Origin of the sequence: Microtetraspora glauca (assembly GCF_040656155.1) — a bacterium.
In the GTDB taxonomy this organism is placed as follows: domain Bacteria; phylum Actinomycetota; class Actinomycetes; order Streptosporangiales; family Streptosporangiaceae; genus Microtetraspora; species Microtetraspora glauca.
This window is the reverse complement of the sequence record NZ_JBFALK010000004.1, coordinates 85,017-98,465: the sequence shown is the minus strand read 5'-3', so window position 1 is coordinate 98,465 and position 13,449 is coordinate 85,017. Positions and strand designations below refer to the sequence as shown.

10 protein-coding genes are annotated in these 13,449 nt (G+C 70.4%); 5 read left to right on the top strand and 5 right to left on the bottom strand.

Features of this window, described 5'->3' with window-relative positions; translation table 11 throughout:
• Positions 1-501 precede the first annotated feature (501 nt).
• The 3 genes from AB0I59_RS09495 to AB0I59_RS09485 all read left to right on the top strand — a co-directional run bounded on the left by AB0I59_RS09495 (position 502) and on the right by AB0I59_RS09485 (position 3,885).
• The gene (locus AB0I59_RS09495) at positions 502-1,128 is read left to right on the top strand and encodes a PadR family transcriptional regulator (protein ID WP_061260880.1); all 627 of its coding nucleotides are present in this window, start codon (positions 502-504) and stop codon (positions 1,126-1,128) included.
• Entirely contained in the window at positions 1,125-2,114 is a 990-nt protein-coding gene (locus tag AB0I59_RS09490) for a glycoside hydrolase family protein (protein WP_358131696.1), read from the top strand. The genes AB0I59_RS09495 and AB0I59_RS09490 overlap by 4 nt, the downstream gene beginning before the upstream one ends.
• A gap of 676 nt (positions 2,115-2,790) precedes the next feature.
• Entirely contained in the window at positions 2,791-3,885 is a 1,095-nt protein-coding gene (locus tag AB0I59_RS09485; protein ID WP_358131694.1) for a cellulose binding domain-containing protein, read from the top strand.
• A gap of 56 nt (positions 3,886-3,941) precedes the next feature.
• Here AB0I59_RS09485 and AB0I59_RS09480 read toward each other — a convergent pair whose 3' ends face one another.
• The 3 genes from AB0I59_RS09480 to AB0I59_RS09470 form a co-directional block, all read right to left on the bottom strand.
• Positions 3,942-5,237 carry an RDD family protein gene (locus AB0I59_RS09480; protein ID WP_358131692.1) on the bottom strand — a complete coding sequence of 432 codons (1,296 nt, stop codon included), beginning with the start codon at positions 5,235-5,237 and terminating at the stop codon, positions 3,942-3,944.
• A 19-nt stretch (positions 5,238-5,256) separates the two neighbouring features.
• The gene (locus AB0I59_RS09475) at positions 5,257-5,805 is read right to left on the bottom strand and encodes a hypothetical protein (RefSeq protein ID WP_358131690.1); all 549 of its coding nucleotides are present in this window, start codon (positions 5,803-5,805) and stop codon (positions 5,257-5,259) included.
• Positions 5,806-5,872: 67 nt separating this feature from the next.
• Positions 5,873-7,468 (bottom strand): AAA family ATPase, encoded by a 1,596-nt coding sequence (locus AB0I59_RS09470; protein WP_358131688.1) that lies wholly within the window; start codon positions 7,466-7,468, stop codon positions 5,873-5,875.
• On the opposite strand from AB0I59_RS09470, the gene AB0I59_RS09465 reads away from it, so the two are divergent.
• On the top strand, positions 7,467-8,867 hold the full coding sequence (locus AB0I59_RS09465; protein ID WP_358131686.1) for an FAD-dependent monooxygenase: 1,401 nt from the start codon (positions 7,467-7,469) through the stop codon (positions 8,865-8,867). The two genes, AB0I59_RS09470 and AB0I59_RS09465, sit on opposite strands and share 2 nt — an antisense overlap.
• Here AB0I59_RS09465 and AB0I59_RS09460 read toward each other — a convergent pair.
• A complete protein-coding gene (locus AB0I59_RS09460; protein WP_358131684.1) occupies positions 8,829-11,783 on the bottom strand; it encodes an AfsR/SARP family transcriptional regulator in 2,955 nt (984 codons plus the stop codon). The two genes, AB0I59_RS09465 and AB0I59_RS09460, sit on opposite strands and share 39 nt — an antisense overlap.
• Positions 11,784-11,944: 161 nt before the next feature.
• Between AB0I59_RS09460 and AB0I59_RS09455 the strand changes: the two genes are divergently transcribed.
• Positions 11,945-12,160 carry an EF-hand domain-containing protein gene (locus AB0I59_RS09455; RefSeq protein WP_061260868.1) on the top strand — a complete coding sequence of 72 codons (216 nt, stop codon included), beginning with the start codon at positions 11,945-11,947 and terminating at the stop codon, positions 12,158-12,160.
• A gap of 1 nt (position 12,161) precedes the next feature.
• On the opposite strand, the gene AB0I59_RS09450 is transcribed toward AB0I59_RS09455, so the two are convergent.
• Positions 12,162-13,286, bottom strand: a complete 1,125-nt coding sequence (locus tag AB0I59_RS09450) for an NAD(P)/FAD-dependent oxidoreductase (RefSeq protein ID WP_061260866.1) — start codon at positions 13,284-13,286, stop codon at positions 12,162-12,164.
• Between the last annotated feature and the right edge of the window lie 163 nt (positions 13,287-13,449).

Here is a 13,449-nt window from a genome sequence, read left to right as displayed (position 1 = left end):
GGAATTCACGTGCGGTGCACACAACACCCGCAGCCGCCAACTGGCCGGCAAAGGACAGTCGAGGCGCCCTGAGGGCATTACGTCACGCGCCACCGTTGCGTTTGACGTGGGTCGGTATCGAATAGGCCGTTATGACGTTCCCCAGCCCCGTTCGTACCTCCGCTTTCCCTCGCCCCTACTGCCGCGCCGGCAATGCGATTCCCCCTCGCATCACTGACACCCTGCGCGCAGTATCACATGATCAACTCTCCCGAATCAAGGTCAACAAGCATGGCACTTTTGTGAACACATGGGCGACATGCAGAGATCGCGGGGTTTTGTCCCCGTTACGCCCCTAAACAGCGGAAATCCAGATGCCATGCGAGACAGCCCGAACGGTGGAGGCAGGGACGGCGCCGGGGACGGCGGGATGGCGGGGACGTTCGGCGAGGCTCCGGGTCGGCCGGAGGCCCAGTCGGCCGTCACAGGTATATAGTCGGTTTCTGATATCAGGAGGCGACTATGGCACGCAGCGCGGACAATCCCTTGGCCGTGGCCCTGATGGGTCTGCTGATGGAGCGGCCCATGCATCCCTACGAGATGGCCGCCGTGCTGCGCGAGCGCGGCAAGGACGCCAGCGTCCGGATCAACCGCGGCTCGCTGTACGACGTGGTGGCCGCATTGGAAGGACAGGGGTGGATCACGCCGAGCGCCCGGGTGCGGGAGGGGAACCGGCCGGCCCGCACCGTCTACGCGCTGACCGGGGAGGGCCGCGCCGCGTTCGTCGCGCGGCTTGACGAGCAGATCCGCAATCCCCGGCGCGAGTACCCGGTCTTCCTCACCGCCGTCGCCTACCTCGGCGCGCTGGGCCAGGAGGGTGCGGCGGAGGCGCTGCGCGAGCGGGCGGGTCGGCTCCGCGCGGCCATCGCCGACGACGAGCGGACCCTGCGGGAGGCGCTGGCGTCCGGCGGCGTGCCGCGCCTGCACGTCATCGAGGCCGAGTACGCGTTGCACATGGCGCGCGCCGAGCTGGGCTGGGTGAACGCCATCGCCGACGAGGTCTCCTCCGGAACCCTGCCCTGGCCCGCCGGCGGTGAGCCGACCGGCGGGGCCGTCCCATCCCGGCACGACGAAAGGAACCGATCATGACCTCGACCTCCGACATGCCCGACGCGCTGATCTTCGGCGTCTACCCCGGCGGGATCACCGGCGACGACACGGGAGGGCTGGCCACGGGGCCGGCGGACGATCCGGAGCGGATCCTCGACGCGCTCAGGTCGCTGCAGTCCGGTGAGCGGCCTTTCCTGGTGCGCGGCTACCTCGGATTCACCGACCCCGACGACCCGCGCACCCATGTGCGGACGCCTGAGCGGGTCGAGCGTTACGCCGGCGAGGGGCGCGCCCTGGACCTGGTCGCCCAGTTCCAGTCGCGGAGCGGCGACGTCGCCGGGTTCACCGCTTTCGTCCGGGACCTCGTCCGTCGCCACGGACACCGTGCCATGACCCTGCAGGTGACCGAGGAGCCCAACGTGGAGGGCAATCCCACGCTGGACGGCTACTACCCGAACATCCGCCGAGCCGTGGTGGAGGGCGTGCTCGCGGCAAAGGACGAGGCTCGGCGGCAGGGCTTCGACCATCTGAAGATCGGATTCAACACGACCCCGCTGTTCGGCCCGGCCGCCGGCTTCGTCGCCTCGCTCGTCGAGGAGGGCGGGCAGGCGTTCGCGGACGCTCTCGACTATGTGGGTCTGGACTTCTTCCCGGACGTCTTCATGCCCGTCTCCCCCGACCGGTTGCACGACACCGTCACGGGCCTGCTCGCGCTGCACCGCGCCGAGCGCCTCACCCCGGCGGGCATCGATCCGGCGGTGCCGCTGTACATCACCGAGAACGGCTGGCCCACCGGACCCGGGCGTACGGCGGAGCAGCAGGCGTGGGTGGTGGAGACGATCATCCGGGCGGTCGACGGTTGCCGTGCCGCGGTCAACATCGGCGGCTACGTCCACTTCGCGCTGCGGGACGCCGACAGCTCCGTGCCGGGCCTGTTCCACCGATTCGGTCTCATGACCGACGACTACGCGCCGAAGCCGGCCTTCGCGGCGTACCGGAAGCTGATCGCCGAGCTGGGCCGCTGACCTCGTCCCCGATCGGCTTGACGCCCCGGACTCGGGCAGCGAAAAGGCCGGACCTCGATGGTCCGGCCTCCTCGTCGGGTGCCGCCCCGTTGCTTCGGGGCGTACTGCTGGTACTGCCGGTAGTGCTGGACGCTTGGCGTCAGGCCGTCGTGGTGATCAGGACGGCGAGTCCCAGAAGGACGACGACGGGGATCAGCCACATCACGACCTCGCCGGCGAATTCCTTGTACATCGCAAAGTTCTCCCTCTGGGATATGAAACTGACGTTGCGCCAGCATATTAGGTCGGCGGCGATGCTCATAGGCGGCGGTCCCGCCCAGCGGCGTCCCACCGCGCTGCGGAGCCCCGTACGCCCTCTGGGGCTCTCTCGTCCCGTTCTCAGCGCCGCTTACGTCCCGTTCTCAGGCGCCTCTTGTGCATCCGGTCTTCGGGGTTCCGGGGCTCGGCGCGCCCGCGTACCGGGGCGCGAGGAACATGAAATGGACGAGGTGCGTCGAGGAGGCCGGAACCCGGCAGATCAGACACGAGGTCGAGAGCCGCGGCCTGAGCACGTCCGATGAAACGTACACACCACCCGTAAGGAAGCCGCAGGTCGGTCGCCTGCGACGGGAGCGGGCCCTGGGCGGATCCGCACAGGTTTCCTACCATCGCGCCCGACCGACGACGGGAGTTCGCGATGCCGAAGATGCCGAAGATGCCGAAGAAGAGTGCCCTGCTCACCGCCCTCGTCCTGCTGATCGGCTTTTTGATCGCCGGGCCCGCCGAGGCGGCCACGCTCCGGATCATGCCGCTGGGTGACTCGATCACCGGATCCCCCGGCTGCTGGAGATCGATCCTGTGGAACCGATTGCAGAACAGCGGCTACACATCGATCGACTTCGTCGGCACGCTCGGCCCTCAGGGGTGCTCGCTGCCGTACGACGGGGACAACGAGGGCCACGGTGGCGCCCTCGTCACGAACGTCGCCGACCAGAACCAGCTTCCCGGCTGGCTCTCCGCGACCCAGCCGGACATCGTGCTGATGCATTTCGGCACGAACGACGTCTGGAACAACCGCCCCACCGACACGATCCTCGCCGCGTACAGCAAGCTCGTGGACCAGATGCGGGCGAGCAACCCGAACATGAAGATCCTCGTCGCGAAGATCATTCCAATGAACCCGAGCACCTGCTCGGAGTGCGGCGCCCGAGCCGTCGCGCTGAACAACGCGATCCCCGGCTGGGCGGCGGGGAAGACGACCGCGCAGTCCCCCATCGTCGTGGTGGACCAGTGGACCGGGTTCAGCACGAGCGCCGACACCTATGACGGCGTGCATCCCAACAGTTCGGGCGACCAGAAGATGAGCGACCGCTGGTACCCGGCGCTGGCCGCCCTGCTCTCGGGCACCACCCCCAGCCCGAGCCCCAGCGCGAGCCCGAGTCCCAGTGCGAGCCCGAGCGCCAGCCCCACGGTGACGCCGACGGGCAGTGGGGGCTGCGCGGCGACCTACACGATCACGAACCAGTGGACGGGCGGCTTCCAGGGTGACGTCACGGTGAAGAACTCCGGATCCGCCGCGATCAACGGATGGACCGTGAAGTGGACGTTCACCGGCGGTCAGCAGATCACCCAGAGCTGGAACGGCACGGTCACCCAGAGCGGAGCGGACGTGACCGCCAAGAACGTGAACTGGAACGGCTCCCTGGCACCGAACGCCACCGCGTCGTTCGGCTTCCTCGGCTCCTGGAGCGGCGGCAACAGCGCGCCCGCCGTCACCTGCACCGTCGGCTGACCTCGGTCAGCGACTCCCGGTCCGTACGGCAGAACACCCCGCCGTACGGGCCGTCGTCACCGACGATCAGGGACGGATGGCGAAGCAAGGCGTCCGGGCGTCGAGCGCCGATCGTGTACGACGGCGGTGCCCGCCGCGAGGTCGTGGAGGGCGCGGCCGTCCGGAGCGAGCAACGCCACAAGGGCGTCCGCGATCAGAACGACCCACCCGACCTCGGGCAGCAGAGTGACGACCGGGAAGACCAGCGTGCGCAGCGCCGCCCGCCTCCCCCGCAGTCCGTGTGGACGCCGTCCCCCCTCCTGCCCCGGCACCGCACCTGCCGCGACCGGCGTGGTGTCCGCCGGGTCGGCGGTCGAACCCGCGAGCACGTCCATGACGCGCCTTGTGATCATGGGGCCCGCGGGGACGACCCGCAGGCCGAGCAGCCGCTGTCCCAGCGTCCGCCCCCACAGCACATACTGCGACCAGAAATAGAGGAAGATCGCCAGCATGATCGCGTGCGAACGCGGCTCGAAGTCGAGCGTCCACGAGGCGACCCGGTTGAACACCCCGTACTCCAGGCCGGGCTCGGAAGCACCGGGGATCATGGACAGCAACCCCCCGAGGGCGGCCCCCAGGATGTGGACGACGATCAGATAGTCGATCAGGAGCGCCACCGACCGCCGCCAGACCATTCCCCTGTGCTCGTACGGCACGGGCGACCTGGGCGCGGGAATGCCGGCGACGGACACCATGGACGTGGCGAACATCCCCGAAAAGTCGGGATACGACTTATCCGGCCCGCTCGATATGCCCTGTCCACTCGACGTGGTCACGGCCGCGCGCGGGAGCGGCGCTCGCGGACCACGTGGTGTGAGCGTCGACGCGAGCAGCACCAGCAGGGCGGCCACCAGCAAGGCCGTCTCCGTGTTTCCCCAGCCGCAGACCACCTCGGCGAACCAGGCCCGGCTGAGCAAGGGCACCGAGGTACACGCCTCGCTGTCGAAGTAATCCCACGCGAGCGGCCGGGCGACGGCCATGAGGGCGAGCGCGGCGGCCCCTCGTCGCCCCGCCACGCGTGGACCGCCGCAGCCGCGACCGGCGAGGAACGCCCCGACGACCAGCAGCGCGGGAACCGCCCACATCTCAGAGACGCTCAGGATCGCCCCGATGTCCGTCCGTGCCGGTGTCAGAAGCCAGTCCACCCATGAGGAGTGGCCCCAGCGGCCGACACAATCGAACCCTGAAAAGGTCCCGCCTGGTTCCGACTCGAACCGCCACCACTCCCAGGTGGGGTACCCGGCGGCGGCGACCGCCCCCAGCCAGATGGCAAGCGCGGCTCGCGCGGCCCATAAGGTGATCTTGTCGACCATAGGGGCGAAACCCTAGTGATCAGGCGACGGCGGCGGCAACGCCCACGATCATCATGACGAGCGACACGGCGCTGACCGCGCTTCCGGCGATCACCGCCGTTCCGCGGCCCCGCCGTACGCCGAGCACGTACAGGACCACGTACGGGAGGAAGGCCAGCGCGCCGGCACCGAGCGCGGGCAGGGTCAGCGCGCGCAGGACGCCCTTCACACCCGTGGGAAGGGCACGGTCGCCCTCCGGGGTGAGCCGGGCCGGGGTGACGTCACCCGCCCGGGAGTCGGGAGAGGCGTCCACGTTTACGGCGTCGCCGCCTCCGTCAGGCGTGAACCGCCCCTTGCAGTCGTACCGGCCTTCCCCCAGGGACTCGCAGGAGACGACCGTGAGCGTGCCGGGGGTGCCGATCTGACCGGTCGCGAGCCGCAGATCCGGTACGGAGAACACGAACGGGAGGACGCCCAGGGCCAGCCAGCAGAGCAGAAGGATGCTCATTCCGACGGGACCGGGCATGCGACCGCCCCGAATGGGGGTCACCGGCGAGGTGAGCGACTGAACGGCGTCGGACAGGTCCATGGGATCACCATGGGCTCAGCCGCTTGTGCCTGACCTGCAACCCACTACCCCGCCCCGGTGGAACCGGTCAATCCCGGTAAAGATCGGCCACCTCGATGAGCCGCACCTCGTCGTCGCCCGCCGCCAGCTCGCGAAGCTCGTCGGTGAATCCCGCCGCGCTGAAAAGGACGAGCCGTGCGGCGGAGGCGTCGACGTCCGTGCGGCCCCGCAGCACCTCGCGGACCCGCCGTAGACGTTCCGCATGGCCCAGTCCGACGCGCTCCCCCCACTTCGCCTCACCGATCGCCAGAAGCGGGCGCCTGCTTCCCGTCGCGGCTCCGGTCACCACGACATCCACCTCGTGGCTCGTGCGCCGGGCCGCGTCGTTGACGACCCCTCGGCCGACGTGCGATGGCGATGCCGTGAAGGTTTCGGGACCAGCGTAGAACTGGGCCCAATGACGACACAGTGCCTCGAAATGAGGGCCGACGACCCGCCCGCGGAACCTGTCACCACTCTCCTCCCACACCCGAGCCGCCTGCCCGGCGCGGTCAAGCCGTGACCATTCAGGCCGCATGACCGCGTGGTAGAAGGTCACGAGCGGTTCGGCGATGCAATACCTCGTGCGTGCCGCCCGGAAAGCATCCTCCTCACGTCTGACGAGTCCCGCGTCCTCGAGCACTGTCAGGGGATGTGCGAGGTCCGTCACCTTGCGTCCGATGAAGGACGCGATGCCGCTGCGCGCGTTGTTGCCGGCCGCGATGGCAGAGAGCACCGAGTGGTACAACCCCTGATCCCGAAGGTTCGGCTCCTCTGCCAGCAGGTGACGCGCCTCGCGGAAGAGAGGACTGTCCCGATCGAGGACGTTCCGCACGATCCACGGCCCGAAGTCGCTCAGGCTCTCTGGCCGATCTCCGTGAAGGAACTCCGTACGGTAGGCAGGGGTTCCCCCCACCACCGAGTGGGTCAGCGCGGCCAAGCGCGGGTCATCGATATCCCAGAAACGCGCGGCAAGGCGATAGTCGAGGGTTGGAACCACCATTTCCAGCCCGGCTCTCCCTCTCAACGGAGCGTTTCCGGTGAGGAGCCGGCCCATGAAGGACATCGCCGAGCCACACAACAGCAACCGCGTACGCGACTGTGTCCGCTCATTCCGGTTGGGCGCGTACGCGCGTTGGATGATCGAGGGCAGCGAGGGCGTCGCCTGGACCAGATACGGAAACTCGTCGATGACCACCGGGACCGGCCGGTCCCGGCCCAGGGCGAGCAACCAGTCGACCGCCTGGTACCAGTCGGCGAGACCGATGGCCGAAGGCAGCCCCAGGTGCTCGGCGAGTTCGGCGCCGAGCCTCGTCAGGGTCTCCCTTTCAGTCGCCTCCGTGGCGGCGAAGTAGAAACCGCCCGTCGCCTTGCAGAGGGCGTCAAGGAGGAAGGTCTTGCCCTGCCTTCGGCGGCCGTAAATGACCCCGATGGTCGCCCCCTTGGCTTCGTTTCCCACGAAGCGGGTGAGGGAGGCCCACTCGCTGTCCCTGTCGAACATGTGGGCAGGCTTGTCCATGGCGCCCCTCCCAGATAGATAACTGCAGTTATAATAACTATAGTTATCTAAGGCAGTCGGTGGATGACAGAGCCGCGGGCGGGCGTGACAGTGATCTGGCAGCGACGGCCGGGACAGTGCCGCCATGGGCAGTGACACAGACAACCGCACAGACGTTCTCGTCGTCGGCGCGGGGCCGACCGGCCTGACTCTCGCCATCGACCTCGCCCGGCGCGGCGTCGGCTTCCGGATCGTCGAGAAGGCGCCCCGGCCGTTCGACGGATCCAAGGGCAAGGGACTCCAGCCGCGCACCCTGGAGGTGTTCGACGACCTCGGCGTGGTCGACCCGCTCCTTGAGACGGGCACGGTCTATCCCCCGCTCCGGGTCCGGATCGGCAGGGTTCCGGTGTACCGGGGCCGGATGCACAAGCTCAAGGACCCGACCCCCGCCGTGCCGTACCCCATGGTGATCATGAATCCGCAGTGGCGCACGGAGGCGGTGCTGCGCGAGCGCCTGGCCGAGTTCGGCGGCACGGTGGAGCAGGGGGACGAGCTGGTCGGCCTGCGGCAGGACGAGGACGGCGTGAGCGCCGTGCTCGGCACCGGCGAGACCGTGCGGGCGGGTTACCTGGTCGCGGCGGACGGCGGCAGGAGCTTCGTGCGCAAGACGCTGGAGGTGGGATTCGCCGGGGCGACCCGCGATGAGGAGCGGATGCTCGTCGGTGACGTCCGTATCGACGGCCTCGATCGGGCGCACATCCACGTATGGGTCAGGCCGGGCAAGGGGATGGTGGCGCTGTTCCCCATGGCGGGCACCGACACCTTCCAGTTCATGGCCCAGCTGCGGCCCGGAGTCACGCCGGAGCTGACCCTGTCCGGCTTCCGGAAGGTGTTCGCCGAGCGGTCCATGCTGCGCGACGTCCAGATCGGCGAGCTGCTGTGGGCCTCGCTCTACAGGGTGAACATCCGCATGGCCGAGCGATATCGGGTCGGGCGGGTCTTCCTCGCGGGTGACGCGGCCCACGTGCACTCGCCCGCCGGCGGCCAGGGGCTCAACACCGGCGTGCAGGACGCGTACAACCTGGGCTGGAAGCTCGCCCGGGTGCTGTCGGGAGCGCCGGAGGCACTGCTGGACACCTATGAGGAGGAGCGGCTGCCGGTCGCCGCCCACGCTCTCGGTCTGAGCACCGCCCTGCACGACAAGAAGACGTACAAACGCGACGAGGAGACCCAGCAGCTCCTGCTCAGCTACCGGGGCGGTTCGCTGGCGCGGCGGGGAGGAGATCGGGCGCCGGACGGCCGCCGCCACCTGGCGGACGGGACACCCGTGCGGTTGTTCGACCTTTTCCGGGGGCCGCATTTCACGCTGCTGTCGTCGGGGCCGGTGCCCGCCGTCGTCGCCGACGTGCCCGGCCGCGAGATCCACGCCCACGAGCTCGCCGAGCCGTACGGGGACGAGACGTATGTGCTGGTCCGGCCGGACGGATACATCGGGCTGGCCACGTCGTCAGTCGAGGAACTCGCCGCCTATCTGGCCATGGTGTGAGTTCCAGGCGGCGGCGAACGCGTCCGGGCCGAGCAGGCCGGCGCAGCGTTCGATCAGCTCGCGGAGTGCCTCGTCGGCGGTGTCCTCGATGCCGCGCAACCGCCGGGCCGTACCGAGCAGGATCGCGGCCCGGCGCGGGTCGCCCACGGCCAGGCACCACTCCGCGACGCCCTCGAACACGGCCGCTCTCGCGATGTCGTCGTCGAACGCGCGGTCAAGGGCGGACCGCGCCCAGGCACGGCCCTCGTCGAGCTCCAGCGACCGGCACCACTCGACCTCCAGCAGCGAAAGGAACTGCGGCGGCGCGAGCCGCCCGTCGAGCAGCTCGACGGCCAGGTTCAGCCTGCGCGACGCCTCGGTCCTGTCGCCGCGGCGGCGGGCCAGCTCGCCCAGCGCGTGCTCGATCCTGGCCAGGGCGAGCACGTCACCGGTCCGCTCGACGCCCTCCCGCGCCGCCGACAACCCCGCCCGCGCTCCGGCCAGGTCGCCGGTGCGCCCGCGCAACTGCGCCAGCCGTACGGCGAGCATCCCCGGGGCGGGCAGCACCTGGGGACAGCCGATCTCCGCCGCGCTCGCCGCCGCCTGCTCAAGCACCGCAAGCGCCCTCGCCGAGTCGCCCCTGTTCTCCAGCGCCAGCGACAGCCAGTAGCGGGCCATCGACAGGCCCCAGCGTTCTCCGATCTGGAGATATCCGGTCAGCGCCTCGTCCAGCAGGTTCTCGGCGGCGTCGGCGCCTCCGGGGGTGAACTCCAGCATGACGAGCCCTCGCAGCAGCTGGACCGTGGCCCGAGCCCAGGGGTCGGGGTGGTCGGCGAACCCCGCCGTCGCGGCCCTGACCTGGTCCACCATGTCTCCGCCGTACCCGTCCGCGAGCGACCACGCCACCAGGGCGACCGGCCGGTCGGACTCGCGCAGCACACGCGCCGCGTCCCCCGGCCGGCCGGTGGGGCCGATCACCCGGCACAGGGCGTGCTCCAGCTCCAGCCCCTCGGGCGGCTCGCCCGCGCCGAGCACCGCCGCCCACTCGGCGGCCTCGCGCCGTTGCCCGCGTATGATCCACGCCCACGTAAGCGCGGCGAACAGCCGCAACGCGGCCCGGCGATCGGTCGCCACGGCGTGACGCAGTGCGGCGTCGAGGTTCCCGCGCTCAGCGTCGACCTCCGCCAGCACCCGCACCTGCTCGCCCGTGCGCAACAGGGGGTCGGCCGCCTCGGCGAACTCCAGATAGTGCGCCAGATGGGCCCGCCGCGCCCCCTCGGCATCGGCGGCGGCGAGCCGCTCGGCGGCGAATCTGCGCACACTCTCCAGCAGCCGGTAGCGGTCCCCGCTCGTCTGGACGAGCGATTTGTCGACCAGCGAGACCAGCACGTCCAGGTCGGCCCCGCAGACCCGCTCGACCGCCTCGGGCGTGGCGCCGCCCGCGAACACCGACATCCGCGCCAGCAACGTGCGCTCGTCCTCGTCGAGAAGATCCCAGCTCCAGCCGATGACCGCGCGCAGGGTGCGATGCCGCCGCTGTGCCGTACGGCTGCCGCGATCCAGCAACCGGTCCCCGATCCCGGCGGCCAGCCGGGGGAGAGTCAGCGAGCGCAACCTGGCCGCCGTCAGCTCGATGGCCAGCGGCATACCGTCGAGCCGCGCGCAGATCGCGGCCACCTCACCCGAGGTCGACTCGTCGAGCGCGAAATCCGGGCTGACGGCGGCGGCCCGATCGGCGAACAGCTCCATCGCGGGAGCCAGGTCCAGTGGCTTCACGGGGTGGAGCGTCTCGCCCGGCAGGTCGAGCGGTTCACGGCTGGTGGCCAGGATCCGCACGCCCGGATTCGCCGCCAGCAGCTGCTCCGCCAGCTCCGCCACCACGTCGACGACGTGCTCGCAGTTGTCCAGCACCAGGAGCATCCGCCGGTCGGCGAGCTCGGAGATCGGCCCCACAGTGTTGCGCAGGACCGCCGCGACGGCGTCCGCGCCCACCGGAGCCAGCTCGACCAGCCGCACACCGTCGGGAACCAGAGCCGACGCGTCCGGGCCCGCCACCGGAACCATGCGTGCGGCCACCTCGATCGCGAGGCGGGTCTTGCCCGCACCACCGGGCCCGGTGAGCGTGACAAGGCGCCGGTGTCCCAGCAGCTCGCTCACCCGCCGTACGTCATCGGACCTGCCGACGAAGGTGGTCAGTCCGGCGGGCAGGTTGTCCCGCCGGACCGGAGCCGCACCCCCGCCCAGCGCGGTCATGTGCGCCGCGCGCAGCTCGTCGCCGGGATCGGTCCCCAGTTCGTCGGCCAGCAGCAGGCGCACCCGTTCGTACGCCGCCAGCGCGTCCGCCCTCCGCCCGTCCGCCAGCAGCGCCCTGATCAGCAGCACGTGGTACGGCTCCCGCAACGGATGCGCCGCCACGAGGTCACGCAGTTCAGCGACGAGGGCGGCTCCGGGGACACCGGTCGCCAGGTCGGCCTCGACACGGTCGCCGACGGCACACAGCCGCATCTCGTCCAGGCGCGCGGCCGGAGCCGCCGTGAAGGCCAGCCCGGCGGCGTCGGCCAGCGCCTCGCCCCGCCACAGTGCCAGCGCCTCCCGCAGCCGGGCGGCCGCCCGCGCCGGATCTCCCTCGCGCAGCGCGCGCCTGCCGCTGTCGGCCAGGTTCTCGAACTCGGCCGCGTCCACGTCGGCGTCCAGGCGATAGCCGGCGGGATGCGAGACGATCAGCGTCCCCACCTGCCGTCTGATCCTGGAGACCAGCGACTGCAGCGCGGCGCTCGGGTTCTCCGGGGGATCGTTCTCCCACAGATCATCGATCAGCCGCTCGGTCGTGACGACCCGCCCGGGGTCCAGCGCGAGCCGGATGACGAGGGCACGCAGCCGGGCGCCCCTGATCTCCGCCGCCGGTATCAGCAGTGGTCCCAGAATCCCGACTCGCACCGGCCCATTGTCCCGTCCATCGAACCTGAGGCCGCACCGCCGTGGGCTTGCCGTAAAACGACACCGATCGTGACTTATCCGGCTATCGTGCTGCTCGCCAACGTGAACCGACAGCCGGGGACGCTCTCGGACGCCGACGAGCCGCCGGGCGAGGAGAAGACATGAGCGAGTACGCGGCGACGTTCGACCTCGTCGACAGCGACGACGACGGCCTGATCTCGGCCGAGGAACTGGTGCGCCTCATGGAGGTGCTCGGCGAGCGGATCACCGTCGAGGGCGCCCAGGGTGTGATCACCAAGGTCGACACCGACGGCGACGGTCTCATCAACCTCGACGAGTTCGGCGCCTGGCTCCAGAGCGGTCGCCCGCTCGCCTGATCTACGTCGCACCGCTGGTCCGCAGTCCCCGGGCCGGCACACGGGCGTGGAGGCCGAACCGGGGATCCACCTCCCGCCTGCCGTCGAGAAGGTCCGCGACGTACCCGGCCAGGGCCGGTGCGTGCTTGAAGCCATGCCCCGAGTCGCCACCGAGCAGCCACATCCCGTCGGAAACCTCGGCGATGATCCATTCGGCATCGCGGGTGAGCGTGTACTGGCAGACCTGGCTGAACAGCACCGGCGCACCCGCCAGGGAGGGGAACCTGCGCCGCAGGTAGTCGCGGGCCGCCTCCTCGCTCTCGGGCAGGACGCGGCGACTGCCCTCCTGCGGGTCGAACGGCTCGCCCTCGACGTCGCTGGTGACCTTCATCCCGAGCCCGTCCACGTCACCGTGGCCGTACGCCGATCCCTCGTAGTCGCAGAACGCGGGCAGCGGCGGCGTGGACCACTCCCGTGGTACGGCGAAGTGCAGCGTGTCCTGCCGGGTCACCTCGACCTCGACATCGAACAGGGTGGGCAGCCATCCGCCGCAGGCCCAGACGACCCGGTCCGCCCGCAGCACCTCACCGTCGGCGACGATCGCGGGCCCGGCGTTCCCCTCCGCGTCGCCGTACGGCACGGCCCTGGCGCGGACGAGGGTGACACCGGCCGCGACGGCGAGCCGGGCCGTCACCTGGGTGGCGCGACGGGCCCGGATCAGCCCTGCCTCCGGCTCGTACAGCACGAACGCCAGGTCGTCCCCCTTGAAGCCGGGGAACCGCCGTCCCGCTTCGGCGGGATCGAGGAACTCGTGCGGGATGTCGAGGTTCTTCAGCACGTTGGCGCTGGCGCGCTCCCAGCCGTCCTCCCGCCGGGCGAACCACATGAGCCCGGCCTCCAGATACAGCTCCTCACCGGTCCGCGCGCCGAGTTCCCGCCAGCCGTCCCTTGCCTGCCTGGCCATCCGCGCGTACCACTGGTCGGCGCCGTGCGCGGCCCGCAGTAGCCGCGTCTCCCCCGCACTGGCCTGCCGTACGTGCCCGGGGGCGTACTGCTCGACCAGCGTCACCCGCCATCCCGTCTCCGCCAGCCGCAGCGCCAGCGACGTTCCCCAGATCCCCGCCCCGATCACGATCGCCGTCTTCACCCGTCCCACGGTGGGCGATTTCCACCCGGCCCACAACCCCCACGCCGTACGGCCGGCCGGAGTCGGACGACAGTCCCGCCGGCGGAGGCGCTTCATGGCCGACTGTCATCACCGGCCGAAGCCATTAACCGGATAGTTCATCCGATTATGCTACTGTCCCATC

Excerpts from the sequence above, each read along its gene's own strand:
- AB0I59_RS09480 (WP_358131692.1), bottom strand. The coding sequence starts at position 5,237 with ATGGTCGACAAGATCACCTTATGGGCCGCGCGAGCCGCGCTTGCCATC.
- AB0I59_RS09455 (WP_061260868.1), top strand. The coding sequence starts at position 11,945 with ATGAGCGAGTACGCGGCGACGTTCGACCTCGTCGACAGCGACGACGAC.
- AB0I59_RS09490 (WP_358131696.1), top strand. The coding sequence starts at position 1,125 with ATGACCTCGACCTCCGACATGCCCGACGCGCTGATCTTCGGCGTCTAC.
- AB0I59_RS09475 (WP_358131690.1), bottom strand. The coding sequence starts at position 5,805 with ATGGACCTGTCCGACGCCGTTCAGTCGCTCACCTCGCCGGTGACCCCC.
- AB0I59_RS09485 (WP_358131694.1), top strand. The coding sequence starts at position 2,791 with ATGCCGAAGATGCCGAAGATGCCGAAGAAGAGTGCCCTGCTCACCGCC.
- AB0I59_RS09495 (WP_061260880.1), top strand. The coding sequence starts at position 502 with ATGGCACGCAGCGCGGACAATCCCTTGGCCGTGGCCCTGATGGGTCTG.
- AB0I59_RS09465 (WP_358131686.1), top strand. The coding sequence starts at position 7,467 with ATGGGCAGTGACACAGACAACCGCACAGACGTTCTCGTCGTCGGCGCG.
- AB0I59_RS09470 (WP_358131688.1), bottom strand. The coding sequence starts at position 7,468 with ATGGCGGCACTGTCCCGGCCGTCGCTGCCAGATCACTGTCACGCCCGC.